The 23,195-nt window shown below is 68.8% G+C and carries 21 protein-coding genes; 15 read left to right on the top strand and 6 right to left on the bottom strand.

The genetic code is table 11. From position 1 onward, the window contains the following. Positions 1 to 11 precede the first annotated feature (11 nt). Genes hisC through ACRAQ3_RS13350 form a run of 3 tightly spaced genes read left to right on the top strand, consistent with a single transcriptional unit; the run spans position 12 to position 2,952 of the window. The gene (gene hisC, locus ACRAQ3_RS13360; RefSeq protein ID WP_432254954.1) at positions 12 to 1,091 is read left to right on the top strand and encodes a histidinol-phosphate transaminase; all 1,080 of its coding nucleotides are present in this window, start codon (positions 12 to 14) and stop codon (positions 1,089 to 1,091) included. Beyond that, positions 1,088 to 2,035 (top strand): prephenate/arogenate dehydrogenase family protein, encoded by a 948-nt coding sequence (locus ACRAQ3_RS13355; protein WP_432254953.1) that lies wholly within the window; start codon positions 1,088 to 1,090, stop codon positions 2,033 to 2,035. Before hisC ends, ACRAQ3_RS13355 begins: the two co-directional genes overlap by 4 nt. Then, a complete protein-coding gene (locus tag ACRAQ3_RS13350) occupies positions 2,032 to 2,952 on the top strand; it encodes an extensin family protein (protein WP_432254952.1) in 921 nt (306 codons plus the stop codon). Before ACRAQ3_RS13355 ends, ACRAQ3_RS13350 begins: the two co-directional genes overlap by 4 nt. Here ACRAQ3_RS13350 and ACRAQ3_RS13345 read toward each other — a convergent pair. After that, entirely contained in the window at positions 2,949 to 3,917 is a 969-nt protein-coding gene (locus tag ACRAQ3_RS13345; protein ID WP_432254951.1) for a DUF2125 domain-containing protein, read from the bottom strand. The genes ACRAQ3_RS13350 and ACRAQ3_RS13345 overlap by 4 nt on opposite strands. A 64-nt stretch (positions 3,918 to 3,981) precedes the next feature. Here ACRAQ3_RS13345 and ACRAQ3_RS13340 point away from each other — a divergent pair, with 64 nt between their 5' ends. The 3 genes from ACRAQ3_RS13340 (at position 3,982) to ACRAQ3_RS13330 (ending at position 7,958) form a co-directional block, all read left to right on the top strand. Beyond that, a complete protein-coding gene (locus ACRAQ3_RS13340) occupies positions 3,982 to 4,527 on the top strand; it encodes a gamma-glutamylcyclotransferase (protein WP_085896151.1) in 546 nt (181 codons plus the stop codon). 104 nt (positions 4,528 to 4,631) lie between these two features. After that, positions 4,632 to 5,819: a biopolymer transporter ExbB gene (locus ACRAQ3_RS13335; RefSeq protein WP_269395733.1), complete on the top strand. Its 1,188-nt coding sequence runs from the start codon at positions 4,632 to 4,634 to the stop codon at positions 5,817 to 5,819. Between the two features lie 3 nt (positions 5,820 to 5,822). Then, a complete protein-coding gene (locus tag ACRAQ3_RS13330) occupies positions 5,823 to 7,958 on the top strand; it encodes a peptidoglycan -binding protein (RefSeq protein ID WP_432254950.1) in 2,136 nt (711 codons plus the stop codon). Positions 7,959 to 7,961: 3 nt separating this feature from the next. On the opposite strand, the gene ACRAQ3_RS13325 is transcribed toward ACRAQ3_RS13330, so the two are convergent. The 3 genes from ACRAQ3_RS13325 to gloB form a co-directional block, all read right to left on the bottom strand. Next, entirely contained in the window at positions 7,962 to 8,945 is a 984-nt protein-coding gene (locus ACRAQ3_RS13325; RefSeq protein ID WP_432254949.1) for a M23 family metallopeptidase, read from the bottom strand. 143 nt (positions 8,946 to 9,088) lie between these two features. Next, positions 9,089 to 11,419, bottom strand: coding sequence for an ATP-dependent Clp protease ATP-binding subunit ClpA (clpA, locus tag ACRAQ3_RS13320; protein ID WP_269395736.1), 2,331 nt, complete (start codon positions 11,417 to 11,419; stop codon positions 9,089 to 9,091). Between the two features lie 201 nt (positions 11,420 to 11,620). Then, a complete protein-coding gene (gloB, locus tag ACRAQ3_RS13315) occupies positions 11,621 to 12,382 on the bottom strand; it encodes a hydroxyacylglutathione hydrolase (RefSeq protein ID WP_269395737.1) in 762 nt (253 codons plus the stop codon). A 96-nt stretch (positions 12,383 to 12,478) separates the two neighbouring features. Here gloB and ACRAQ3_RS13310 point away from each other — a divergent pair, with 96 nt between their 5' ends. The 7 genes from ACRAQ3_RS13310 (at position 12,479) to ACRAQ3_RS13280 (ending at position 18,804) form a co-directional block, all read left to right on the top strand. Beyond that, positions 12,479 to 13,240 carry a methyltransferase domain-containing protein gene (locus ACRAQ3_RS13310; protein ID WP_432254948.1) on the top strand — a complete coding sequence of 254 codons (762 nt, stop codon included), beginning with the start codon at positions 12,479 to 12,481 and terminating at the stop codon, positions 13,238 to 13,240. A 242-nt stretch (positions 13,241 to 13,482) separates the two neighbouring features. After that, positions 13,483 to 14,049, top strand: coding sequence for a F0F1 ATP synthase subunit delta (locus ACRAQ3_RS13305; RefSeq protein WP_269395738.1), 567 nt, complete (start codon positions 13,483 to 13,485; stop codon positions 14,047 to 14,049). Then, positions 14,049 to 15,587: a F0F1 ATP synthase subunit alpha gene (gene atpA / locus ACRAQ3_RS13300; RefSeq protein ID WP_269395739.1), complete on the top strand. Its 1,539-nt coding sequence runs from the start codon at positions 14,049 to 14,051 to the stop codon at positions 15,585 to 15,587. Before ACRAQ3_RS13305 ends, atpA begins: the two co-directional genes overlap by 1 nt. A 30-nt stretch (positions 15,588 to 15,617) precedes the next feature. Beyond that, positions 15,618 to 16,490, top strand: coding sequence for a F0F1 ATP synthase subunit gamma (locus ACRAQ3_RS13295; RefSeq protein WP_269395740.1), 873 nt, complete (start codon positions 15,618 to 15,620; stop codon positions 16,488 to 16,490). A 20-nt stretch (positions 16,491 to 16,510) separates the two neighbouring features. After that, positions 16,511 to 17,935 carry a F0F1 ATP synthase subunit beta gene (gene atpD / locus ACRAQ3_RS13290; protein ID WP_269395741.1) on the top strand — a complete coding sequence of 475 codons (1,425 nt, stop codon included), beginning with the start codon at positions 16,511 to 16,513 and terminating at the stop codon, positions 17,933 to 17,935. Positions 17,936 to 17,947: 12 nt separating this feature from the next. After that, a complete protein-coding gene (locus tag ACRAQ3_RS13285; RefSeq protein WP_085896140.1) occupies positions 17,948 to 18,385 on the top strand; it encodes a F0F1 ATP synthase subunit epsilon in 438 nt (145 codons plus the stop codon). A gap of 68 nt (positions 18,386 to 18,453) precedes the next feature. After that, entirely contained in the window at positions 18,454 to 18,804 is a 351-nt protein-coding gene (locus tag ACRAQ3_RS13280; protein WP_432254947.1) for an H-type lectin domain-containing protein, read from the top strand. An 82-nt stretch (positions 18,805 to 18,886) separates the two neighbouring features. On the opposite strand, the gene ACRAQ3_RS13275 is transcribed toward ACRAQ3_RS13280, so the two are convergent. Further along, positions 18,887 to 19,090 (bottom strand): hypothetical protein, encoded by a 204-nt coding sequence (locus ACRAQ3_RS13275; protein ID WP_269395743.1) that lies wholly within the window; start codon positions 19,088 to 19,090, stop codon positions 18,887 to 18,889. Positions 19,091 to 19,688: 598 nt separating this feature from the next. Here ACRAQ3_RS13275 and ACRAQ3_RS13270 point away from each other — a divergent pair. Beyond that, positions 19,689 to 20,045: an HIT family protein gene (locus tag ACRAQ3_RS13270; protein WP_432254946.1), complete on the top strand. Its 357-nt coding sequence runs from the start codon at positions 19,689 to 19,691 to the stop codon at positions 20,043 to 20,045. Between the two features lie 119 nt (positions 20,046 to 20,164). Here ACRAQ3_RS13270 and ettA read toward each other — a convergent pair whose 3' ends face one another. Further along, on the bottom strand, positions 20,165 to 21,820 hold the full coding sequence (gene ettA, locus ACRAQ3_RS13265; RefSeq protein WP_269395744.1) for an energy-dependent translational throttle protein EttA: 1,656 nt from the start codon (positions 21,818 to 21,820) through the stop codon (positions 20,165 to 20,167). A gap of 126 nt (positions 21,821 to 21,946) precedes the next feature. On the opposite strand from ettA, the gene ACRAQ3_RS13260 reads away from it, so the two are divergent. Beyond that, entirely contained in the window at positions 21,947 to 23,158 is a 1,212-nt protein-coding gene (locus tag ACRAQ3_RS13260; protein ID WP_269395745.1) for an AI-2E family transporter, read from the top strand. Positions 23,159 to 23,195 lie beyond the last annotated feature (37 nt).

Below are 23,195 nucleotides of genomic sequence, written 5' to 3'. Positions count from 1 at the left end.
GGAGCGCAGAGATGAGCATCACCCCGCAGCCCGGCATCATGGACATCGCCCTCTATGTGGGCGGGCAGAGCAAGCTCGAGGGGCATTCCAGCCCGCTCAAGCTGTCGTCCAACGAGAACCCCTATGGTCCCAGCCGCCACGCCGTGGCGGCGCTGGAGGGCTCGGCCGCGACGCTGCATCTCTATCCCCCGACCGATCACGCGGCGCTGCGCGCCGCGATCGCAGAGATCCACGGGCTCGACGCGGAGCGCATCATCTGCGGCGCCGGGTCGGACGAGGTGCTGCAGTTCCTGGCGCAGTGCTATGCCGGCCCCGGCGACGAGGTGATCCACACCGAGCACGGCTTCGCCATGTACCCGATCCTCGCCCGGGCCGCCGGCGCGACTCCGGTCGAGGTGCGCGAGCGTGACCGGGTGGTCGATACCGACGCGATCCTCGCCGCCTGCACCGAGCGCACCCGGTTGATCTACCTCACCAACCCCGGCAACCCGACCGGCACGATGATCCCGGTCGAGACGGTCGCGCGCCTCGCCGACGCGATCCCCGATCACGTCATCCTCGTGCTCGACGGCGCCTATGTGGAATTCGCCGACGGCTATGATGGCGGCGCGAAGCTGGTGGAGAGCCGCCACAACGTGGTGATGACCCGCACCTTCTCGAAGATCCACGGCCTTGGCGGGCTCAGGATCGGCTGGGGCTATGGCCCGCGCGAGATCATCGACGTGCTGAACCGGGTGCGGCAGCCCTTCAACCTGTCGAACAGCCAGCTCGCCGCCGCCGAGGCGGCGATCCGCGATACCGGCTTCACCGAGCATTGCCGAAGCGAGAATGCGCGGCTGCGCGTCTGGCTGCGCGACAGGCTCCTCGATCTTGGCATCGCCTGCGACGAGAGCCACGCCAACTACGTTCTGGCGCGGTTCGCGGACGAGGCAGAGGCGGCGGGCTGCGACGCGGCGTTGCGGGCCGAGGGCATTCTGGTACGGCGCGTCGGCGGCTACGGTTTTCCCGAGGCGTTGCGCATCACCGTGGGCGACGAGGCCGGCTGCGCCCGGGTGATCGACGCCATCGCCCGTTTCAAGGGCGCGGCATGAGCGTGCCGGTGTTCGAGCGCGTCGCGCTGATCGGCCTCGGCCTGATCGCTTCGTCGATGGCGCATGCGATGCGGCGCGCCGGTCTCGCGGGTGAAATCACCGGCCATGCGCGATCGGCCGAAACGCGCGAGATCGCGCGCGAGATCAATCTCGTCGACCGGGTCTGCGAGACGGCGGCCGAGGCGGCGGAGGGTGCCGATCTCGTGGTGCTCTGCGTGCCGGTGGGCGCGATGGGCGCGGTTGCCGAAGAGATCGCGCCGGTGCTCAGGCCCGGGACCGTCGTCTCGGATGTCGGCTCGGTCAAGAAGGCGGTGATCGAGGCGGTCGCCCCGCATATCCCCGAGGGCGTGCATTTCATCCCGGCCCATCCGCTCGCCGGGACCGAGCATTCGGGCCCGCGTTCGGGCTTCGCCGAGCTTTTCGACAATCGCTGGTGCCTGATCGTGCCAGCGAATGGCGACATCGACCCCGACGCCGTGGCGCGACTCTCGGCGCTGTGGGAGGGGATGGGCGCGCATGTCGACGTGATGGATGCCGACCACCACGACCTCGTGCTGGCGGTGACCAGCCACACCCCGCATTTGATCGCCTACACCATGGTGGGCGTCGCCGACGACCTGCGCCGGGTGACCGACAGCGAGGTGATCAAGTATTCCGCCGCCGGTTTCCGCGACTTCACCCGCATCGCGGCCTCCGACCCGACCATGTGGCGCGACGTGTTCCTGACCAACAAGGAGGCGACGCTGGAGATCCTCGGCCGCTTCACCGAGGAGCTGTTCGCGCTGCAACGCGCGATCCGCACCGGCGACGGCGATCACCTGCACGACTACTTCACCCGCACCCGCGCGATCCGCCGCGGCATCATCGAGGCGGGGCAGGACACGGCCGCCCCGGATTTCGGCCGGGGCGCCGCGCGCGGCGACAAGACGGAGCCCCGGAGATGAGCCGTACCACATGGCTGGCGGCCTGCCTCGCGCTCGCCCCGCTCGCGCTCGCAGCACAACCGCTGGCGCCGGAGACCGCCGCACGTCCCGTGGGCCGCGCGGCCACGACCGCGCCGGACGCACCTGTGCTTGATACGCCCGTCGCCACGGCGCCGCCCACCGCCACGCCGGGACAGCCCAGCACCGTGTCGCGGCCGCGCGCGCGGCTCGCCACGACGGCGGCGCCGGTGGCCGTGCCAGCGCCTGACGCCGCGGTCGCCAGCGCCTCGCCCGAAGCCGTGGCCACGGCCGCCCGGCCCGAACAGCGACCCGGCGCGCGCCCCTCGCTCTCGGCCTCGCTGTCCGAAGCGCAGGTGGTCTCGGCTCCCGTGACCCGTGCCGCGCCGCCCGTCGGGAGCGCGGGTGCGCTTTGCGGCATGCCCGGGCTCGAGGGCGCGCCCGTCGCCCCGGTGAACGGGGCCGGGGCCTGCGGCATCGAGGCTCCGGTGAAGATCACCGCCGTCCATGGCGTGCGGATCGCCCCGGCGGCGGTGGTCGATTGCGACACCGCGCGGGCGCTGGGCGCCTGGGTCGGTCAGTCGGCAAAGCCGATGCTCTCGGCCACCGGCGGCGGTCTCGCGGTGCTGCGCACCGCCGGCAGCTATGTCTGCCGCTCGCGCAACAACGAGGAGGGGGCGCAGCTTTCCGAGCATGCCTTCGGCCGCGCCATCGACATCACCGCGTTCGGGCTGCGCCACGGGCGCGAGATCAGCCTGACCTCGGGCTGGAACAGCCGCGGTGCGGGCGGTGCGCTGCGCGAGTTGCACAAGGCCGCCTGCGGCCCCTTCGGGACGGTGCTCGGCCCCGACGCCAACGCGGCGCACCGGGACCATTTCCACTTCGACACCGCCTCGAATCGCAGTCCCTACTGCCGCTAGCGCAGCAGCGGCGCGGGCCCCAGCGGGATGAAGCCGAGCCGCATCGCGCCGTTGGCGAAGCTGATCGGCGCGCGCAGCACGCCGTCCTGCGCCATCGAACCCAGCGCACCGCGCAGCAGCGAGGATTCGGCGATCGGCACCCCGGCCCGGGCGGCGAGGTCCAGAAGCACTTCCCAGCCGTCGATCTCGAGCACCACCTCGCCCTCGGGGACACCGGCGGGGTCGACATCGAGCGTGCCGCTGCCGCGCGCCTGCACCGGGCCCCAGTCGAGCGCCAGCTCGCCGAGATCGATCTGCTCGATCGCCGCCGCCTCTCCCGCAAGCGCCAGCGGTGCATCGAGGCCCAGATCCGCATCGAGGCGCAGCGCCGCGATCTCGGCGGGAAGCGCGCCCGTGGGATCCCAGGCCGCGCGCCACGCCTCCGGCACCGCGATCCGCGTCGCCTCGGCATAGGCGTCATAGCCATTCGCGGCACCGTTGCCGCGCAGCGCGGCGAGCAGCGTGCCCACCTGCGTCTCCCAGCCCAGCGAGGAGGCCACCGCGAGATCGGCCGCCTCCACGGTGAGCTCGGTCACCGGCAGTGTCTCGCCGATCTCCACCGCGCCCGAGGCGCGCGGGCCGGTAACCTCGATGTCGAGATCCTGGCCCGGCACTGAGACGCGGTGCGTCTCGTCGGCCGCGACGATCAGCCGGTTCGGCTCGTAGCTCTGCGCCACCACCCGCAGCCGCGGGCTCTGCCAGCCGTAGATGCCGTTGGGCGAGACCAGTGAGATGTCGCGCAGGTCCAGATCGAAGCGGTAGGGAAAGCCCGCCGTGCCGTCGGTGGTGTAGTCCACCTGCCAGCCCGCCGCCCGCAGCTCTTCGGTCAGTTCGGCCAGCCTTGCATCGACGGCGCGGCTGCCCCAGACCCACCAGCCGCCGAAGGCCAGCGCCAGAAGCGCCACCAGAATGAGAAGAAGTCGCATGTATCGAGGCCCTTTCGCCCGGTCAGGATCGGGTATTTACAGGGGGGCAGCTAGGAGGGCCAGCATGACCGACCAGACCGCGCTTTGGGTATTCGGCTACGGATCGCTTCTGTGGAATCCGGGCTTCACCCCCGAGGAGGTGGTGGTGGCGCGGCTCGACGGCTGGCACCGCAGTTTCTGCATGTCGTCGATCCACCATCGCGGCACGCCGGAAATGCCGGGGTTGGTGCTGGCGCTCGACCGCGCGCCGGGGGCGGTCTGCACCGGGCTGGCGCTGCGCGCGCCCGAGGCCGAGCGCGAGATGGTGATCGCGATGCTGCGCGAGCGCGAGCTGGTTTCCTCGGCCTATCTCGAGACGCATCAGCCGCTGGCGCTCACCGACGGGCGGGTGGTCGATGCGTTGACCTACGTGATCGACCCGGGCCACGCGCAATACGTGGCGCTCGATCTCGAAACCCAGGCGCGGCGCATCGCCGGTGCGGTGGGCGGGCGCGGCCCCAATGACGAATACCTGTTCAACACCGCCGCGCATCTGACCGAGATGGGCGTGCACGACCCCGATCTCGACTGGCTGGTCGAGCGGGTCAAGACGCTGCGCAGCGGGGGCTGAGAGGCACCGCCGCCACATCCCGGCCGGCGCCGCGAAAGGCCATTGGCGTCCCCGCCTTGCGATCCCTATGGTTTGAAAAGCGCAATCTAGAGGATAAGGCCCGCATGAGGCAGCCACAGGCGAAACCGCATTTCTCGCAGCCGGTCCGGCAGATCCTGTCGATGCTGGTGGCGTTGGGGCTGGTCGCGGCCGGGCTGGTGCTGGGGCGCGAGGTGCTGCGCGGCATCTTCCTGACCAACCCTTGGCTCAACAGCGCCATCAGCGCCTTCTTCGTGCTTGGCGTGCTGACCTGCTTCTGGCAGGTGATCGCGCTGATCCGCTCGGTGGGCTGGATCGAATCCTTCGTGCGCACGCCCAAGACCACCGGCCCGGCGCCGGGGTTGCTGTTGCCTCTGGCGACGCTGCTGCGGTCGCGCGGGGCGCGCATGCACATCTCGCCCGACAGCGCCCGCTCGATCCTCGAATCGGTCGGACAGCGCATCGACGAGGAACGCGAGATCACCCGCTACCTCTCGAACACGCTGATCTTTCTCGGCCTGCTCGGCACCTTCTACGGGCTCGCCACCACCGTGCCGGCGCTGGTCGACACGATCCGCTCGCTCGATCCGTCCGAGGGCGAAAGCGGCACCGCGATCTTCGAGCGGCTGCAACAGGGGCTCGAGGCGCAGCTCGGCGGCATGGGCACCGCCTTCTCATCGTCGCTTCTGGGTCTTGCCGGCTCGCTGGTGGTCGGGCTGCTGGAGCTGTTCGCCACCCATGGGCAGAACCGCTTCTACCGCGAGCTCGAGGAATGGCTCTCGACCATCACCCGGCTCGGCTACGCCTCGGGCGAGGAGCAGCAGCCGGCCTCGAACGGCGATGGTGGCCTGCTGGCGCAGATGGTCGAGCATCTGGGCGAGCGGATGGAGGGGCTGAGCCACGCCGTCGGTGCCGCGGGCGAGGCGCGGCGCGAGAGCGAGGCGCGGATCGCGGCGCTGACCGAGACGCTGGCCCGGATCGCCGAGCGGATGGATCCCGCCGCCGAGCGCGCGGCGCTGGAGCGGGTCGCCGAGGGGCAGGAGCGGGTCCATGCCGCGCTCGAGCGCGCCGCCGAGGGCGGCAATGACAGCGAAACCCGGATGCGGCTGCGCAACATGGACGTGCAGCTGCTGCGCATCCTCGAAGAGATCGCGGCGGGGCGGCAGGAGATGCTGGCCGAGCTGCGCACCGATCTCGCCGGGCTGAGCCGGGTGCTGCGCGAGACCGGGCATCCGGGCGGGCTCCGCGCCACGCGCGGCCACCCGGACCACTGATCCATGGGGCTCAAGCGCCGCCACGCCAACCGCTTCCAGGCCTCGATCTGGCCCGGCTTCGTTGATGCGATGACCGGCCTGCTGCTGGTGCTGATGTTCGTGCTGACGATCTTCACGGTGGTACAGTTCGTGCTGCGCGACACGATCACCGGGCAGGCGAGCGAGCTCGACACGCTGGGCGCCGAGGTCGAACGGCTGAGCAGCGCGCTGGGACTGGAGCGGAGCCGCGGCGCCGAACTCGAAAGCGAGATCGGCAGCCTCGGCGAGCAGCTGGCGCAGGCGCGCGCCCGGGCCGAGGCGCAATCCGACCGGATCGCGCGCCTGACCACCGAACGGGCCGAGGCGCGCGACCGCATCGCCGGGCTGGAGCAGGATCTCGCGGCCGAGCGCGACCGCTCGGGCGAGGCCGAGACGGCGCTTGCCACCGCGCGCGAGGAGATCGACGCGCAGGCCGAGGCGGCACGGCTGGCCGCGGCCCGGCGCGAGGCGCTCGAGGCGCTCGTCGCCGATCTGGAGACGGAGGCGGCGCAGGACGCGGAAACCATCGCCGGGCTCGAGGACGAACGCGCCGAGGGCGCGGAGCGGATCTCGGAACTGGAGGCCGAGCGCCTCGCCGACGCCGCCGCCGCCGAACGGCTGCGCGCGCGGCTGCAGGACGCGGATGCCGAGCTGTCGGTGATGACGCTGGCGCTGGAGGAGAAGCGGCGCGAGGCCGAGGAGACGTTGACGCTTCTCGCCGCCGCCGAGGCCGCGCGCGACGATCTCGACCGGGCCCTGGCCGAGGCGGTGCTGGCGCGGCAGGAAAGCCAGAACGCCCTGACCCGGGCGCTGCGCGAGGGCGAGGGGCTCGACGCGCGCCTGGCCGCCGCGCTGGATATCGCCGAGGAAACCGAGGCCGATCTGGAGGCGGCCCGCGCGGCGCTGGCGCAGGCGCAGGCCGAGAGCGAGGACCTGTCGAGCCGCCTCGCCGCGGCGCTGGCCGCGCGCGAGGCCGGAGAGGCCGATCTCGAAGCGGTGCGCGCCGAGCTTGCGGCGGCGCTCGAAGCGGGCGAGACCACCGAGGCCGAGCTCTCGGCGCGGCTGGCGGCGGCGGTCCTCGACCGCGACGCCGCACGGGCCGAGGCCGAGGCGGCGCGCGCGGCAGGGGCCGAGGCCGAGCGCGGCCGCGCCGATCTTGCCGACCGTCTGGCCGAGGCGCTGGCGGCACGAGAAGCCGCCGAGGCCCGGGCCGAGACCCTGTCGCAGGACCGCAGCGAAACCGAGCAGGAGCGGGCCGAACTCGAATCCCGGCTTGCGCGCGCGCTGGCCGATCTGGAGACCACGCAGGAACGGGCCGAGGCCGAGGCCAGCGAGGCGGAGCGTCGCGCCGCCCTTCTGGCCACGGCCCGCGCGGCGCTGGCCGACGAGGAAAGCGCCACCGCCGAGGCGCAGCGGCGCATGGCGGCGCTGAACGCGCAGGTCGCGGCGCTGCGCGACGACGTGGCCGAGCTGCGGTCGCTGCTGGGGCAGGCCGAGACGACCAGCGCCGTGGCCGAGGCCGAGATCGAGGATCTGGGCCGACAGCTCAACACCGCGCTGGCCCGCGCCGCCGCCGAGGAGCGCCGCCGCCGAGAGTTGGAGGAGGAAGAGCGCCAGCGGCTCGAGGAGGAGGCGGCGCGCCTCGCCGCCGAGGCCGAGGACCTCGAACGCTACCGCTCGGATTTCTTCGGCGAGCTGCGCGGCATGCTCGAGGGCGAGGAAGGCGTGCGGATCGAAGGCGACCGCTTCGTCTTCTCCTCCGAGGTGCTGTTCGGGCGGGGCGAGGCAACCCTGTCGGACGAGGGCGAACAGGAGATCGCCAAGGTCGCGGCCCTGCTGCGCCGGATCGCCGCCGAGATTCCCGAAGGTATCGACTGGGTGATCCGCGTCGACGGTCATACCGACGACATCCCGATCCGGGGCGGCCGCTACGCCGACAACTGGGAGCTGAGCCAGGCCCGCGCGCTGTCGGTCGTGCGCTACATGAGCGAGGAGGAGGGCATTCCGCCGCAACGCCTCGCCGCCAACGGCTTCGGCGAATACCAGCCGCTCGATCCGCGCGACACGCCCGAGGCCCGGGCCCGCAACCGGCGGATCGAGCTGAAGCTGACCGAACGCTGAGGCTCAGCCGCCGATCTCGATCGGCACCACCTGCTCGCCCAGCACCCGGTCGCCGCGCAGCAGGGTGACCCGGCCCTCATAGCGGCCATCGGGCCAGCCGCCCTCGGGTGCGCGCAGCCCGGCGGCCCGGAACAGCTGCGCCTGGGTCCGGTCAAGGGGCATCTCCTCGTCGATCACCTCGCCCTGCGGTCCCTCGATCGCAAGCCGCAGCCGGTCGCCCTCGCGCGCGCCGAAGACGAAACCCCAGAGCACCAGCGGCGTGTCGGAACCGATCTCGCCGTTCGCGGTGCCCGACTGCACCGCCTCCCATTCCGGGACGCCCGGCGCCGTGCCGGCATCGAGCAGCCCACCCGGCACGTAGTCCAACGGTTCGGCCCAGAGGGTCTGCGTCGGCGCGGCACCGCATTCGGCACGGCCCTCGGGGTTGAAGGGATCGACCACCTCGCCGTTGCGGCGGACCGAGATGTGCAGATGCGGAAACTGGCTCTGGCCCGACAGGCCCACCAGCCCCAGCCGGTCGCCCGTCTCGACCCGGTCTCCCGGAGAGACCGCGACAGACCCTCGTGCCATGTGGCAATACTGCGTCTCCCAGCCATCGCCGTGATCGATGACGAGACCGTTGCCGCAGTCGCGCCCGCCGAGATCGGGTGCGCCGTCCCAGCCCTGCAGGATGTCGGGCATGTTATTGCGGGTTCCCTGCACCACGCCGGGTGCAGCGGCCAGTACGTCGACGCCCTCGCCCTGCCGGGCGATGGTGGCGAGGCGGAAATCCGTGCCCTTGTGGCCGTCATAGCTCAACGGGCCGCAGCTGAAATCCGCCACGCCCGGCCCCGGATCGGAATCGACGTAGTTCTGCACCACGCAGTCTTCGCCGGGGGTGCAGTCGATCGGCAGGGCAAGGCGGAAGTCCTCCTCCTGCGCCGCGGCGACGAGAGGCGGAATGGCCAATAGGAAAGAGATGGCCGGGACGGAAACGAGACGGAACATGGAACACTCCTGCGGCGGCGGGCTGCAACCGGCCCGAGAGTGCGGCAGGTCGCACGGCGAATCCAGAGCGGAGTGGGGGAGGGCGAATACGCAACGCGCGGCCCCGAGGGGCCGCGCGGCGTGGTGTCATCTCATGGGCCGGCTCAGTCGGCGGTGAGCAGCGGCGGGCGGTTGCCGGAGAGCCGCTTGGTGCCGGGCTGCTCGAACAGCAGTTCGATCTTGTCGTCCTTGACGCCGACCCGGACGATGCCGCCCTTGGTCAGTTGGCCGAACAGCAGCTCTTCGGCGAGCGGCTTCTTGATGTGCTCCTGGATCACCCGGCCCAGCGGGCGGGCACCCATCTTGGAGTCGTAGCCCTTCTCGGCCAGCCATTCGCCGGCCTCGCGGGTCAGCTCGATATGGACGTTGCGGTCCATCAGCTGCGCCTCGAGCTGCAGCACGAACTTCTCGACCACTGACAGGATCGTCTCCGGCGCCAGCGGCGCGAAGGAGATCACCGCGTCGAGACGGTTGCGGAACTCGGGCGTGAAGGTCCGCTCGATCGCGGCCGTGTCCTCGCCCTCGCGCCGCGCCCTGCCGAAGCCGATCGCTTCCTTGGCCTGTTCGGCCGCGCCGGCGTTCGAGGTCATGATCAGGATCACGTTCCGGAAATCCACCGCCCGGCCGTTGTGGTCGGTCAGCTTGCCGTGGTCCATCACCTGCAACAGGATGTTGAACACGTCCGGATGCGCCTTCTCGATCTCGTCGAGCAGCAGCACGCAATGCGGGTGCTGGTCGACACCGTCGGTCAGCAGGCCGCCCTGGTCGAAGCCGACATAGCCCGGAGGCGCGCCGATCAGACGGCTCACCGCGTGCTTCTCCATGTACTCGGACATGTCGAAGCGCAGCATCTCGACGCCCAGCGTCGAGGCGAGCTGCTTGGCCACCTCGGTCTTGCCGACGCCGGTGGGACCGGCGAAGAGGTAGTTGCCGATCGGCTTCTCGGGCTCGCGCAGACCGGCCCGGGCCAGCTTGATCGCCGAGCTGAGCGCGGTGATCGCGTCGTCCTGACCGAACACCACCCGCTTGAGCGTCGGCTCCAGATCCTTGAGCACCTCGGCGTCGTCCTTGGAGACGTTCTTGGGCGGAATGCGGGCGATCTTGGCGATCACCGCCTCGATCTCCTTGGCACCGATGGTCTTGCGCCGCTTGCTCTCGGTCACGAGATGCTGCGCCGCGCCGGCCTCGTCGATCACGTCGATCGCCTTGTCGGGCAGCTTGCGGTCGTTGATGTAGCGCGCCGACAGCTCCACCGCGGTCTTGATCGCCTCGGCGGTGTACTTGATCTGGTGGTGATCCTCGAAATAGGGCTTCAGCCCCTTGAGGATCTTCACCGCATCCTCGACCGAGGGCTCGTTCACGTCGATCTTCTGGAACCGGCGCGACAGCGCGCGGTCCTTCTCGAAGTGCTGGCGGAACTCCTTGTAGGTCGTCGAGCCCATGCAGCGCAGCTTGCCACCCTGCAGCGCGGGCTTGAGCAGGTTGGAGGCGTCCATCGCGCCGCCAGAGGTGGCGCCGGCGCCGATCACGGTGTGGATCTCGTCGATGAACAGCACCGCGTCGGGGTGGTTCTCCATCTCGGTCATCACCGCCTTCAGCCGCTCCTCGAAATCGCCGCGGTAGCGGGTGCCGGCGAGCAGCGCGCCCATGTCGAGCGAGTAGATCGTGGCGTGGCTGAGCACCTCGGGCACCGCACCCTCGACGATCTTCCAGGCGAGACCCTCGGCGATGGCGGTCTTGCCGACGCCCGGATCGCCCACCAGCAGCGGGTTGTTCTTGCGGCGGCGGCAGAGCACCTGGATGCAGCGCTCGACCTCGTGTTCGCGACCGATCAGCGGATCGACATCGCCCTTGCGCGACTTGGCGTTGAGATCGACGCAGTACTTGGCGAGCGCCGAATCCTTCTCCTCGCCCGCGGCGCCGGTCGAGGAAGAGGCGGTCTCCTCGTCCTTCTCGGCGGCGCCGGTCACCGGCCGGCTCTCGCCGAAGGCGGGGTCCTTTGCCTGGCCATGCGCGATGAAGTTGACCGCGTCGTAGCGGGTCATGTCCTGCTCCTGCAGGAAGTATGCGGCGTTGCTTTCGCGCTCGGCGAAGATCGCGACGAGCACGTTGGCACCGGTGACCTCGGTGCGGCCCGAGGACTGGACATGGATCGCGGCACGCTGGATCACGCGCTGGAACGCGGCGGTCGGCACGGCCTCGGAGCCGTCGACATCGGTGACGAGGGTGGACAGATCATCCTCGATGAAATCCTCGAGCGACTTGCGCAGCTCGTCCAGATCGACGGCGCAGGCCCGCATCACACGGGCGGCGTCGGGTTCCTCGATCAGGGCCAGCAGGAGGTGCTCGAGGGTCGCGAGTTCATGGCGGCGGGCATTGGCCAGAGCCAGCGCCGCGTGGATGGACTGCTCGAGAGTGGTCGAAAAAGACGGCACGGTGATGTGCTCCTCTGATCGGGGGTCCGGGCGGAGATAGCCCCGCCCTGACCGTGGCCTCTGTAGTTAAAGATCGGGTTTATCGGCCGCGCTTCAAGTTAAAACTCGCAAAAACCCCCGTCCTGACCGTACGACGTAACGCAGCTGTGTTCTTTGCATGCCAAAGGCCCGCGTTCCGTTGCACAACCGCCTCGGAAGGATTCAGAAGCGGTCCTTTCTGCTTCTGATCTCCGCAAACACCTGCGCCGCGCTGTGGCCTTCGAGCCCGGCGGCCCGCTGCAGCTCGGGCATGTCGGCGCGCAGGAACGGGTTGGTCGCGCGTTCCTCGGAAAGATGCGAGGGCACGGTGGGGCGGCCCTCGGCGCGGGCGCGGGCGATCGCCGCGGCGCGGTCGCGCAGGGCCTGGTTGTCGGGCTCGATCGTCAGGGCGAAGCGGGCGTTGGTCTCGGTGTATTCATGGCCCGAGCAGATCAGCGTCTGTCCCGGCAGGTCGCGCAGCTTGCGCAGGGAATCCCACATCTGATCGGCCGTGCCCTCGAACAGCCGGCCGCAGCCCAGCGCCATCAGGCTGTCGGCGGTGAAGGCCATGTGGTCCTGCGGGAAGTGGAAGGCGACGTGACCCAGCGTGTGGCCCGGCACGTCGATCACCTCGACCTTCACGCCCAGCACCTCGAGCGGATCGCCCGGCGCGACCTCGAGATCGAGCGGCGGCAGGCGATGCGCATCGGCCCGGGCCCCGATCACCCGCGCGCCGTCGCGCAGCTCGGCCACCCCGGCCACGTGATCGTCGTGGTGATGCGTGAGCAGGATGTCCGAGAGCTTCCAGCCATGCGCGTCGAGCGCGCGTCGGATCGGCGCGGCCTCCGGCGCGTCGACCAGCGCGGTACGGCCGGTCCCGGCATCGTGCAGCAGGAAGGCATAGTTGTCGGAGAGGCACGGAACGGTGAGAAGTTCGAGAGGCATGGCGGCACCCGTGATTTGCTTGCTATGGTGGTCCCGGACCTAGACCGGCCTCCGCCACCGGCTCGCAAATTCTGGACCAAGGACCGCCGGCCCGCAATGCATCTGGACGTTCTCGACCTGCGCAACTTCTACTATCGCAGCGCGCTTGGCCGCGCGGCGCAGAAGGTGATCCGCGACCAGCTCGTCGAGTGGTGGCCCGCCTCCCACGTGCAGGGCCAGACCGTGGTGGGCTACGGCTTCGCGGTGCCCCTGCTGCGCCCCTACCTGCCGGATGCGCGGCGGGTGATCGGGCTGATGCCGGGGCCGCAGGGCGTGATGCCGTGGCCGGCGGGCCAGCCCAACGTCTCGGTGCTGTGCGAGGAGACGCTCTGGCCGCTGCGCACCGGACAGGTGGATCGGCTGGTGCTGATGCACGGGCTCGAGACCTCCGAGCATGCCAGCGCGCTGCTGGAGGAATGCTGGCGCACCCTCGGGCCGGGGGGCAGGGCGGTGTTCATCGTGCCGAACCGCGCCGGGCTCTGGTCGCGCTCCGACGCCACCCCCTTCGGCTATGGCCGGCCCTATTCGCTGGGCCAGCTCGAGGCGCAGCTCAAGGCGCACCGCTTCGAGACCGAGAAGGCGATCTCGGCGCTCTACCGCCCGCCGAGCCTGCGCCGCGGCTGGCGCCGTTCGGCGGCCCTCCTTGAAAAGGCGGGGCGCTACATGCCGGTGTTCAACACCGGCGGCGTGCTGATGGTCGAGGCCTCCAAGCAGGTCTCGGCGCCGACGCGGCCGGGGCTGACCTCGGCGGTCAAGCGGCCGCTGCGGGTGCTCGAAGGGATCGGCGCCCCGGTGCCCGAGCCGTCGCGTCGCAACTAGCCCGACAACCGGACCGACCGGGGGGGCATTCGCCGGACGGGCAAATGGTCGCACCCCCGGACCACCTGTGACCATGGGGCACGGCGGCGTCCGAGGGGGCTTCAAGGCGGTTGCGACACCCCGGGCGCTCTGCTACATCGCCCCTGATTTTGACGGCCTTCGCCCGCGCGGGGGCCATGCAAGCTGCCCGACCGTCGCCATTTTTTTCGGCGCGGGATCGCCGGGCCCAAGACTGCGGAAGGGTGGACGTGTCCGAACCAGCATCGATCTCAACCGGCATCGCGCAACGCTATGCCACGGCCGTGTTCGACCTGGCGCGGGAGGGCGACGACCTCACCGCCCTGACGTCGGATGTCGACGCGCTGCGGGCCGCGCTGTCCGAAAGCGCGGAGTTCCGCGATTTGATCTCCTCGCCGATCTATTCGCGCGACGACCAGGGCCGGGCCATCGCCGCGATCGCCGCGAAGATGGGGCTGACCCAGACCACCACCAACGTGCTGGGGCTGATGGCCTCCAAGCGCCGGCTCTTCGTGCTGCCGCAGATGCTGCGCGCGCTCGACGAGAAGCTCGCGGAGGCGCGCGGCGAGGTGACCGCCGACGTCACCACCGCCAAGGCGCTGTCCGACAAGCAGAAGACCGCGCTGGCCGCCGCGCTCAAGGAGAGCGCGGGCCGCGAGGTGAAGATCAATCAGACCGTGGATGAAAGCCTCATCGGCGGTCTCGTCGTCAAGCTGGGCTCGAAGATGATCGACACCTCGATCCGCTCGAAGCTCCAGGCACTCCAGAACACCATGAAAGAGGTCGGATAATGGCGATCCAAGCTGCGGAAATCTCCGCGATCCTGAAGGACCAGATCAAGAATTTCGGCCAGGAGGCCGAGGTCGCCGAGGTCGGTCGCGTGCTCTCCGTCGGTGACGGCATCGCCCGCGTCCACGGCCTCGACAACGTCCAGGCCGGCGAGATGGTCGAGTTCCCGGGCGGCATCCAGGGCATGGCGCTCAACCTCGAGAGCGACAATGTCGGCTGCGTGATCTTCGGCTCGGACCGCGACATCCGCGAAGGCGACGTCGTCAAGCGCACCAACTCGATCGTGGACGTTCCCGCCGGCATGGGCCTGCTGGGCCGCGTCGTGGACGGCCTCGGCAACCCGCTCGACGGCAAGGGCCCGATCGACTCGACCGAGCGCCGCGTCGCCGACGTCAAGGCGCCGGGCATCATCCCGCGCAAATCGGTGCACGAGCCGATGGCGACCGGCCTGAAATCGGTCGACGCGATGATCCCGATCGGCCGTGGCCAGCGCGAGCTGATCATCGGCGACCGCCAGACCGGCAAGACCGCCGTGGCGCTCGACACCGTTCTGAACCAGAAGACCTACAACGAGGCCGCCGGCTCCGACGAGAGCAAGAAGCTCTACTGCATCTACGTCGCGGTGGGGCAGAAGCGCTCGACCGTGGCGCAGCTGGTGAAGAAGCTCGAGGAAACCGGTGCGATCGAGTACTCGATCGTCGTCGCCGCCACCGCCTCCGACCCGGCTCCGATGCAGTTCCTGGCGCCCTACGCCGCGACCGCCATGGCCGAGTATTTCCGCGACAACGGCAAGCACGCGCTGATCATCTATGATGACCTGTCGAAGCAGGCCGTGTCCTATCGCCAGATGTCGCTGCTGCTGCGTCGCCCGCCGGGCCGCGAAGCCTACCCGGGCGACGTGTTCTACCTCCACTCGCGCCTGCTGGAGCGTTCGGCCAAGCTCAACGAAGAGCACGGCGCCGGTTCGCTGACCGCGCTGCCGATCATCGAGACCCAGGGCGGCGACGTCTCGGCCTTCATCCCGACCAACGTGATCTCGATCACCGACGGCCAGATCTTCCTCGAGACCGAATTGTTCTACCAGGGCATCCGCCCGGCGGTGAACACCGGCCTCTCGGTGTCGCGCGTGGGCTCCTCGGCCCAGACCAACGCGATGAAGTCGGTCGCCGGCCCGGTGAAGCTCGAGCTCGCGCAGTACCGCGAGATGGCCGCCTTCGCGCAGTTCGGCTCCGACCTCGACGCCTCGACCCAGCAGCTGCTGAACCGTGGCGCCCGTCTGACCGAGCTGATGAAGCAGCCGCAGTACTCGCCGCTGACCAATGCCGAGATCGTCTGCGTGATCTTCGCCGGCACCCAGGGCTACCTCGACAAGATCGCGGTCAAGGATGTCGGCCGCTTCGAGCAGGGCCTGCTCAAGCACCTGCGCAGCAACGAGCGCGAGCTGCTGGACTGGATCACCAACGAGGACCCGAAGATCAAGGGCGATGCGGAAGCCCGCATCCGCAAGGCGCTCGACGCCTTCGCCAAGGACTTCGCCTGAAACCAGCCACGGAACTAGGGAGGCTGGCCGATGCCTAGTCTGAAGGACCTCAAGAACCGGATCGCGTCGGTCAAATCGACCCGCAAGATCACCAAGGCGATGCAGATGGTCGCGGCGGCGAAGCTCCGTCGCGCCCAGGACGCCGCCGAAGCGGCGCGCCCCTATGCCGAGCGGTTCAACGCCGTGATGGCGGGGCTCGCCTCCTCCGTGGGCGGCTCCGACGGCGCGCCGCGCCTGCTTGCCGGCACCGGCAAGGAGGACGTGCATCTGCTCGTCGTCATGACCGCCGAGCGCGGGCTCTGCGGCGGCTTCAACGGCTCGATCGTGCGCAAGGCGCGGATCCGGGCCAGCGAGCTGCTGGCGCAGGGCAAGACGGTGAAGATCCTCACCGTCGGCAAGAAGGGCCGCGAGATGCTGCGCCGCGACTACGGCCAGCACTTCGTCGGCCATGTCGACCTCACCGACGTCAAGCGCGTGGGCTATGCCAACGCGCAGGACATCGCCCGCGACGTGCTCGGCCGCTTCGACGCGGACGAGTTCGACGTGGCGACGATCTACTATGCGCGGTTCCAGAACGTGATCACCCAGATCCCGACCGAGCAGCAGATCATCCCGGCCCATTTCGAGGGCGGGGAAGAGGCCGACACGGCGCTTTACGATTACGAGCCCGGCGAGGAGGAGATCCTCGCGGATCTGCTGCCGCGCGGCGTGGCGACGCAGATCTTCGCGGCGCTGCTCGAGAACGCGGCCTCCGAACAGGGCGCCCGGATGAGCGCGATGGACAACGCGACCCGCAACGCGGGCGAGATGATCGACAAGCTGACGATCGAGTACAACCGCTCGCGTCAGGCGGTCATCACCAACGAGCTGATCGAAATCATTTCGGGCGCTGAGGCGCTCTAAAGAGAACCGGAGTACAACACATGGCAGCAGCACAAGGCAAAGTGACCCAGGTCATCGGCGCCGTCGTGGACGTGCAGTTCGGGGATCACCTGCCGGAGATCCTCAACGCCCTGACCACCGAAAACAACGGCAAGAAGCTGGTTCTCGAAGTGGCCCAGCACCTCGGCGAGAACACGGTCCGCACCATCGCGATGGATGCGACCGAGGGCCTCGTCCGCGGCGCGGCCGTCACCGACACCGGCAAGCCGATCTCGGTGCCCGTGGGCAACGCGACGCTGGGGCGCATCCTCAACGTCATCGGCGAGCCGATCGACGAGAAGGGCCCGGTCGAGGCGACCGAGACCCGTCCGATCCACGCCGACGCGCCGAGCTTCGCCGAGCAGTCGACCTCCTCGGAGATCCTCGTCACCGGCATCAAGGTGATCGACCTGCTCGCGCCCTACGCCAAGGGCGGCAAGATCGGCCTGTTCGGCGGCGCCGGGGTGGGCAAGACCGTGCTCATCATGGAGCTGATCAACAACATCGCGAAGGTGCACTCGGGCTACTCCGTGTTCGCCGGCGTGGGCGAGCGGACCCGCGAGGGCAACGACCTCTACCACGAGATGATCGAATCCAACGTCATCAAGCCGGACGCGCTGGGTGAATCGCAGGTGGCGCTGGTCTACGGCCAGATGAACGAGCCGCCGGGTGCCCGTGCCCGCGTCGCGCTGACCGGCCTGACGCTGGCCGAGCAGTTCCGCGACCAGTCCGGCACCGACGTGCTGTTCTTCGTCGACAACATCTTCCGCTTCACCCAAGCGGGCTCCGAGGTGTCGGCGCTTCTGGGCCGCATCCCCTCGGCCGTGGGCTACCAGCCGACGCTGGCGACCGACATGGGCGCGCTGCAGGAGCGGATCACCTCGACCAAGAACGGCTCGATCACCTCCGTGCAGGCGATCTACGTGCCCGCCGACGACCTGACCGACCCGGCGCCGGCGACCTCGTTCGCGCACCTCGACGCGACCACGGTTCTCAACCGCGCGATCTCGGAGCTCGGCATCTACCCGGCCGTGGACCCGCTCGACTCGACCTCGCGCCTGATGGACCCCGCCGTCGTCGGCGAGGAGCATTATCAGGTGGCGCGCGACGTGCAGGGCATCCTGCAGCGCTACAAGTCGCTCCAGGACATCATCGCCATCCTTGGCATGGACGAGCTGTCGGAAGAGGACAAGCTGACCGTGGCCCGCGCCCGCAAGATCCAGCGCTTCCTGTCGCAGCCCTTCGACGTGGCGAAGGTGTTCACCGGCTCCGACGGCGTTCAGGTGCCGCTCGAGGAGACCATCGCCTCGTTCAAGGCGGTCGTCGCGGGCGAGTACGACCACCTGCCGGAATCGGCCTTCTACATGGTCGGCGGCATCGACGAGGTGAAGGCCAAGGCCGAGAAAATGGCCGCCGCGGCGGCCTGATAGGAGGGCTTCATGGCCGACACGCTGCAATTCGACCTGGTCAGCCCCGAACGGAAGCTCGCTTCCGTTCAGGCGACCGAGGTGCGCATTCCGGGCACCGATGGTGACCTGACGGCGATGGCGGGCCACACGCCCACCATCACCACCCTGCGTCCCGGCCTGCTGCAGGTCGTGCATCAGGGCGGGACCGACGACTACGTGGTCTCGGGCGGCTTCGCCGAGATCGGCTTCGATGGCGTCTCCGTGCTGGCCGAACGCGCTCTGCCGCGCGGCGAGGTCACGCAGGAGGTCTATGAAGGCATGGTCGAGGAGTTCGCCGCGGCGCATCGCGACGCGCGGGCGAGGTTCGAGAACGAGCCCGGCCCGGTGGACGACACGGCGAAGCTTCTCGCCGACATGGTCGCCGTCGGCACGCATATCGGGCTCGACCCGAAGCAGCCGAACTTCTGATCGGAACCACCGTTCCGCCATAGGGCCCCGCTTCGGCGGGGCCTTTTCACATTCTGCCGGGGCCTGCCATGACGCATTTCATCAAGGGAAAGATCGCGATCGACCAAGGGGAGCTGATCCCCTTTTCGGATTTCGAGAATGACGGGCCGATGTGGACGGGAGAGGGACCGCGCGAGATTCGCCGCGCCGTCGCCTTCGGGACGCCCTTCGCCACGCCGCCGGTGGTGCAGGTGGGGTTCTCGATGCTGGATATCTCGAACGCGGCCGGGGCCCGCATCGATGTCACGGCAGAAGATATCGGCCGGACGGGTTTCGTGCTGCGGGTGGGCACCTGGGCGGACAGCCGGATCGCGCGCGTCCGGGTCGCGTGGATCGCCTTCGGGTCATGCCCCGACGAGGATCTCTGGGAGATCGGTTAGGACGGGAACAGCCGCCGTAGCCCCTGCAGGGCCTGTCCCCGCTCCAAGGCGCCGAAGCGGAACGGCTTCGGCCGCGGAAGGCTCAGGCGAGGTGGCGTCCGGGGGCGCTGCGGTGCAGGGCGCGACCGGCAGGCAGGACCAGCCCGAGATAGAGAAGCGCCGAGAACGGGCCGGACATGATCCAGATCGCCAGCCCGGCAAGAAGGGAAACCTGACCAAAGCCCACCGAGAGGATCGCGATGACGAAACCCAAGAGGCTTCCGGCGAGAATAAAGATCGTGCCCATTAAAACGTCTCCTGCGATATGACCCGACCTTTTCAGGCGAATCCGGCGAGAGTGTGTCTGGTTCGGGGCGAAGCCCTGCTGCTGTCGGAAATGCCCCGAGAAGGCATGTGGAAATCTTCACCAATCGGTGAATTGAGATCAAGATAACACTCGGGGAAGAAACTGTCTTCAAACCGTCACGTTGGCTCCATTCCCTGCGCCGACTGCCCAAGGCGTTTGCGATCCAACCGATTGATCCGGTTTTCTTTATGGGATGGCCAAAACCCGCCTATCGGTCGGAGCGGAGCGCGGACCGGCGATGCGCACGCCCGATCCAGGGAAGGCACCTAATCCAAACGGCGTATTGCTGGAGAATCATTTCCAGCACGAACGAAAAAGGACGGGGTCAGACCCCAGCCCCTGACTGTAAATGTTGATCTGGCACTTGCGCCGCCCGCGTGCGGACCAATACACCTCATGCAGTCAGAGCGCAGCGGCACGACGAGCGGGTAGGGTAGTCGTGGAACGTCCCGAAAATATCTTCGAAGGTGATCAGCGATGACCTGCGTGTTCTGTGAGATCATCGCTGGACGCATGCCAGGTCATTTCCTGATACGAGATGCAGTTGTCATCTCTCTGCTTTCACTGGAAGGGCATCCTCTGGTCCTTCCACGAAGGCACGTGCCCAACCTTTCCCATCTTCAACCTTTCCCATCTTGATGACGAGATCGCCGCTGCCCTCATGAAGACGGCGACGCGCGTCGCGCGCGTGTTGCGTGTGGCCACGGCTTGCGAGGGCGTGAACCTCGTGCTCTCCGACGGGGCGGCGGCGGGGCAAGACGTGTCGCACCTCCACCTCCATGTAAAACCCCGATGGACGGGCGACGACGTAATGTTGCGCTGGGATACAGCCACCGCACCGGAGGCGGAGCGCGCTCGGCTGGGGAAGGTGATCAGCGATCACCTTACAGGTTAGCCTTAGAAGCCCGCCCTTCGAGAAGAGCGGGCTTCAACAATTATCGTAAGGGGCTGGGGGTCAGGCCCCGCCCTTTCGAAATTCCGAAGATCGCGGCGGTCGTGGCCCGCCGCATCGCCTCAGCGGGTGAACTTCTTGAACTTCACCCGCTTCGGCTCGAGCGCGTCGGCCCCGAGGCGGCGCTTCTTGTCCTCCTCGTAATCCTCGAAGTTGCCCTGGAACCACTCGACATGCGCCTCGCCTTCGAAGGCGAGGATATGGGTGCAGATCCGGTCGAGGAAGAAGCGGTCATGCGAGATGACCACGGCGCAGCCCGCGAAATCCACCAGCGCGTCTTCGAGCGCGCGCAGCGTCTCCACGTCGAGGTCGTTGGTCGGCTCGTCGAGCAGCAGCACGTTGCCGCCATCCTTCAGCAGCCGTGCCATGTGGACTCGGTTGCGCTCGCCACCCGAGAGCAGGCTCACCTTCTTCTGCTGGTCGCCGCCCTTGAAGTTGAAGGCACCGCAATAGGCGCGGGAGTTCATCGAGGCATCGCCCAGCTCGATCACCTCGGCGCCGCCGGAGATCGCCTCCCAGACCGTCTCGTCGGGCCTCAGATCGTCGCGGCTCTGATCCACGTAGGACAGCTTCACCGTGTCGCCGAACTCGATCTTGCCCTCGTCGGGCTGTTCCTGGCCGGTGAGCATCTTGAACAGGGTCGATTTGCCGGCGCCGTTCGGGCCGATCACGCCGACGATGCCGCCCGGCGGCAGCGAGAAGTCGAGATCCTCGATCAGGAGCTTGTCGCCCATCGCCTTCTTCAGCCCCTCGACCTCGATCACCTTGCCGCCGAGACGCGGGCCGTTGGGAATGACGATCTGCGCCTTGCCGACACGCTCGCGCTCGGACTGGCTTGCCAGTTCCTCATAGGCCGCGATCCGGGCCTTGGACTTGGCCTGGCGCGCCTTCTGGCCCTGCCGCATCCACTCCAGCTCGCGCTGCAGCGTGTTCTGCTTGGACTTGTCCTCGCGCGCCTCCTGCTCGAGCCGCTTGGCCTTCTGCTCCAGCCAGGAGGAGTAGTTGCCCTCGTAGGGGATGCCCCGGCCGCGATCGAGCTCGAGGATCCAGCCGGTGATGTCGTCGAGGAAGTAGCGGTCGTGGGTGACGACGAGGATCGTGCCCTTGTACTCGATCAGGTGGTTCTGCAGCCAGGCGATGGTCTCGGCGTCGAGGTGGTTGGTCGGTTCGTCGAGGAGCAGCATGTCGGGCGCTTCGAGCAGCAGCTTGCACAGCGCCACGCGGCGCTTCTCGCCGCCCGAGAGGGTCGAAACGTCGGCATCGTCCGGCGGGCAGCGCAGCGCCTCCATGGCGACGTCGATCTGCGCGTCGAGATCCCACAGGTTCTGCGCATCGATGTCATCCTGCAGCTTGGCCATCTCCTCGGCGGTCTCGTCCGAGTAGTTCATGGCGAGTTCGTTGTAACGGTCGAGCACGGCCTTCTTGGCGGCGACGCCTTCCATCACGTTCTCGCGAACGTTCTTGGTCTCGTCGAGCTGCGGCTCCTGCGGCAGGTAGCCGACCTTGGCACCCTCGGCGGCCCAGGCTTCGCCCTGAAAATCCTTGTCGATCCCGGCCATGATCTTGAGCAGGGTGGACTTACCCGCGCCGTTGACGCCGACCACGCCGATCTTCACGCCGGGCAGGAAGTTCAGCCGGATGTTCTCGAAGGTCTTCTTGCCGCCGGGATAGGTCTTGGAGACGCCGTCCATGTGATAGACGTACTGGTAGCTGGCCATCGGGGAACTCCTGTCTGCGATCGGCCCCCCTCATACGCCCGCGCGCCCGGCGTAGCAATCGGGCCCGCGCGGAACCGGCGCCCTTCGGTCACGTTGGGCGGCATCGTGCGGCCGGAGGTGGGAAAGATGGCGGAGCAAAGGTCGAAGGCCGGGGACACCGCGGAGGCGGACCCCGTCGATCCGCATATCGACCTCGCCGAGCGACGGCTCAGGGAACTGCGGATCATCCGGCGGCTGATGCTCGGCTCCTTCCTTCTGGCCCTGTTCACCGCGACCTATTTCGCCCGCGACGTGCTGCTGCCGATCGTGTTGGCGATCCTGCTGACGCTGACGCTCCGGCCGGTGGTGCGGGGCATGCAGCGGATCGGCATCGCGCCGGGCTTCAGCGCGGTTCTGGTGATGCTGGCGATCGGGCTCGGGTTCGCGGTCGCGGGCTATTTCCTCTCCGGCCCGATCGGCGACATGGCGGCGCGGGCGCCGCAGATCGGTTCGGAGGTGCAGCGCAAGCTCGCCGGGCTGATGGACCGGCTCGCCTCGATCCAGGAGGTCGGCGAGCAGGTCACCGAGATGACCGACGCCGCCGGCGCCACGGGCGAGGGCGAGAAGGTCGAGGTGGTGGTCGACCAGTCCGGGCCGATCCCGGCCGCCGTGGGCTCCGTCGCCTCGATCACCTCCTCGCTGGTGGCGGCGATGATCCTGACGCTGTTCCTTCTGGCCTCGGGCGACTTCTACCATCGCCGCATCGTCGAAGCCTCGCCCAAGCTGCACGACAAGAAGCGCGCGCTGACCATCGTGCGCGACGTGGAAAAGCAGATCTCGCGCTATCTCGGCGCCATCACCATGATCAACGCGGGGCTGGGCCTCGCGATCGGCATCGCGCTCTGGATCATCGGCCTGCCGATGCCGCATGTATGGGGCACGCTGGCCTTCCTTCTGAACTTCATGCCCTTCATCGGCGCGATCATTGGTACCGCCGCGGTGGGGGCCTTCGCGCTGGTGTCGTTCGACAGCGTCCCCTACGCGCTGCTGGCGCCGCTGTCCTACTTCGCGCTGACCACCATCGAGGGCAACTTCGTCACGCCGATGCTGGTGGGCCGCAGGTTGGAGCTCAACATCGTTTCGGTCTTCGTCACCGTGGCCTTCTGGATCTGGCTGTGGGGCGTGCCCGGGGCGGTTCTGGCGGTGCCGTTCCTCGTGGTGGTCAAGGCGGTCTGCGACCACGTTCCCTCGCTCAAGGCCTTCGGCTCCTTCCTGTCGGGCGACCCGGCGGTCAAGGCCGAGGACCGCGAGGCCGACCGGCAGGACAAGGAGGAGAAGCGCGCGGCGCGCCCGGCCTGAGCCCGGTTTGACAGCGCTCGGACCCCCGGCCTAGGGT

This window comes from Limimaricola sp. AA108-03 (genome assembly GCF_050847355.1).
Classification (GTDB): Bacteria; Pseudomonadota; Alphaproteobacteria; order Rhodobacterales; family Rhodobacteraceae; genus Limimaricola.
This window is presented reverse-complemented; position numbering and strand designations above follow the sequence as displayed.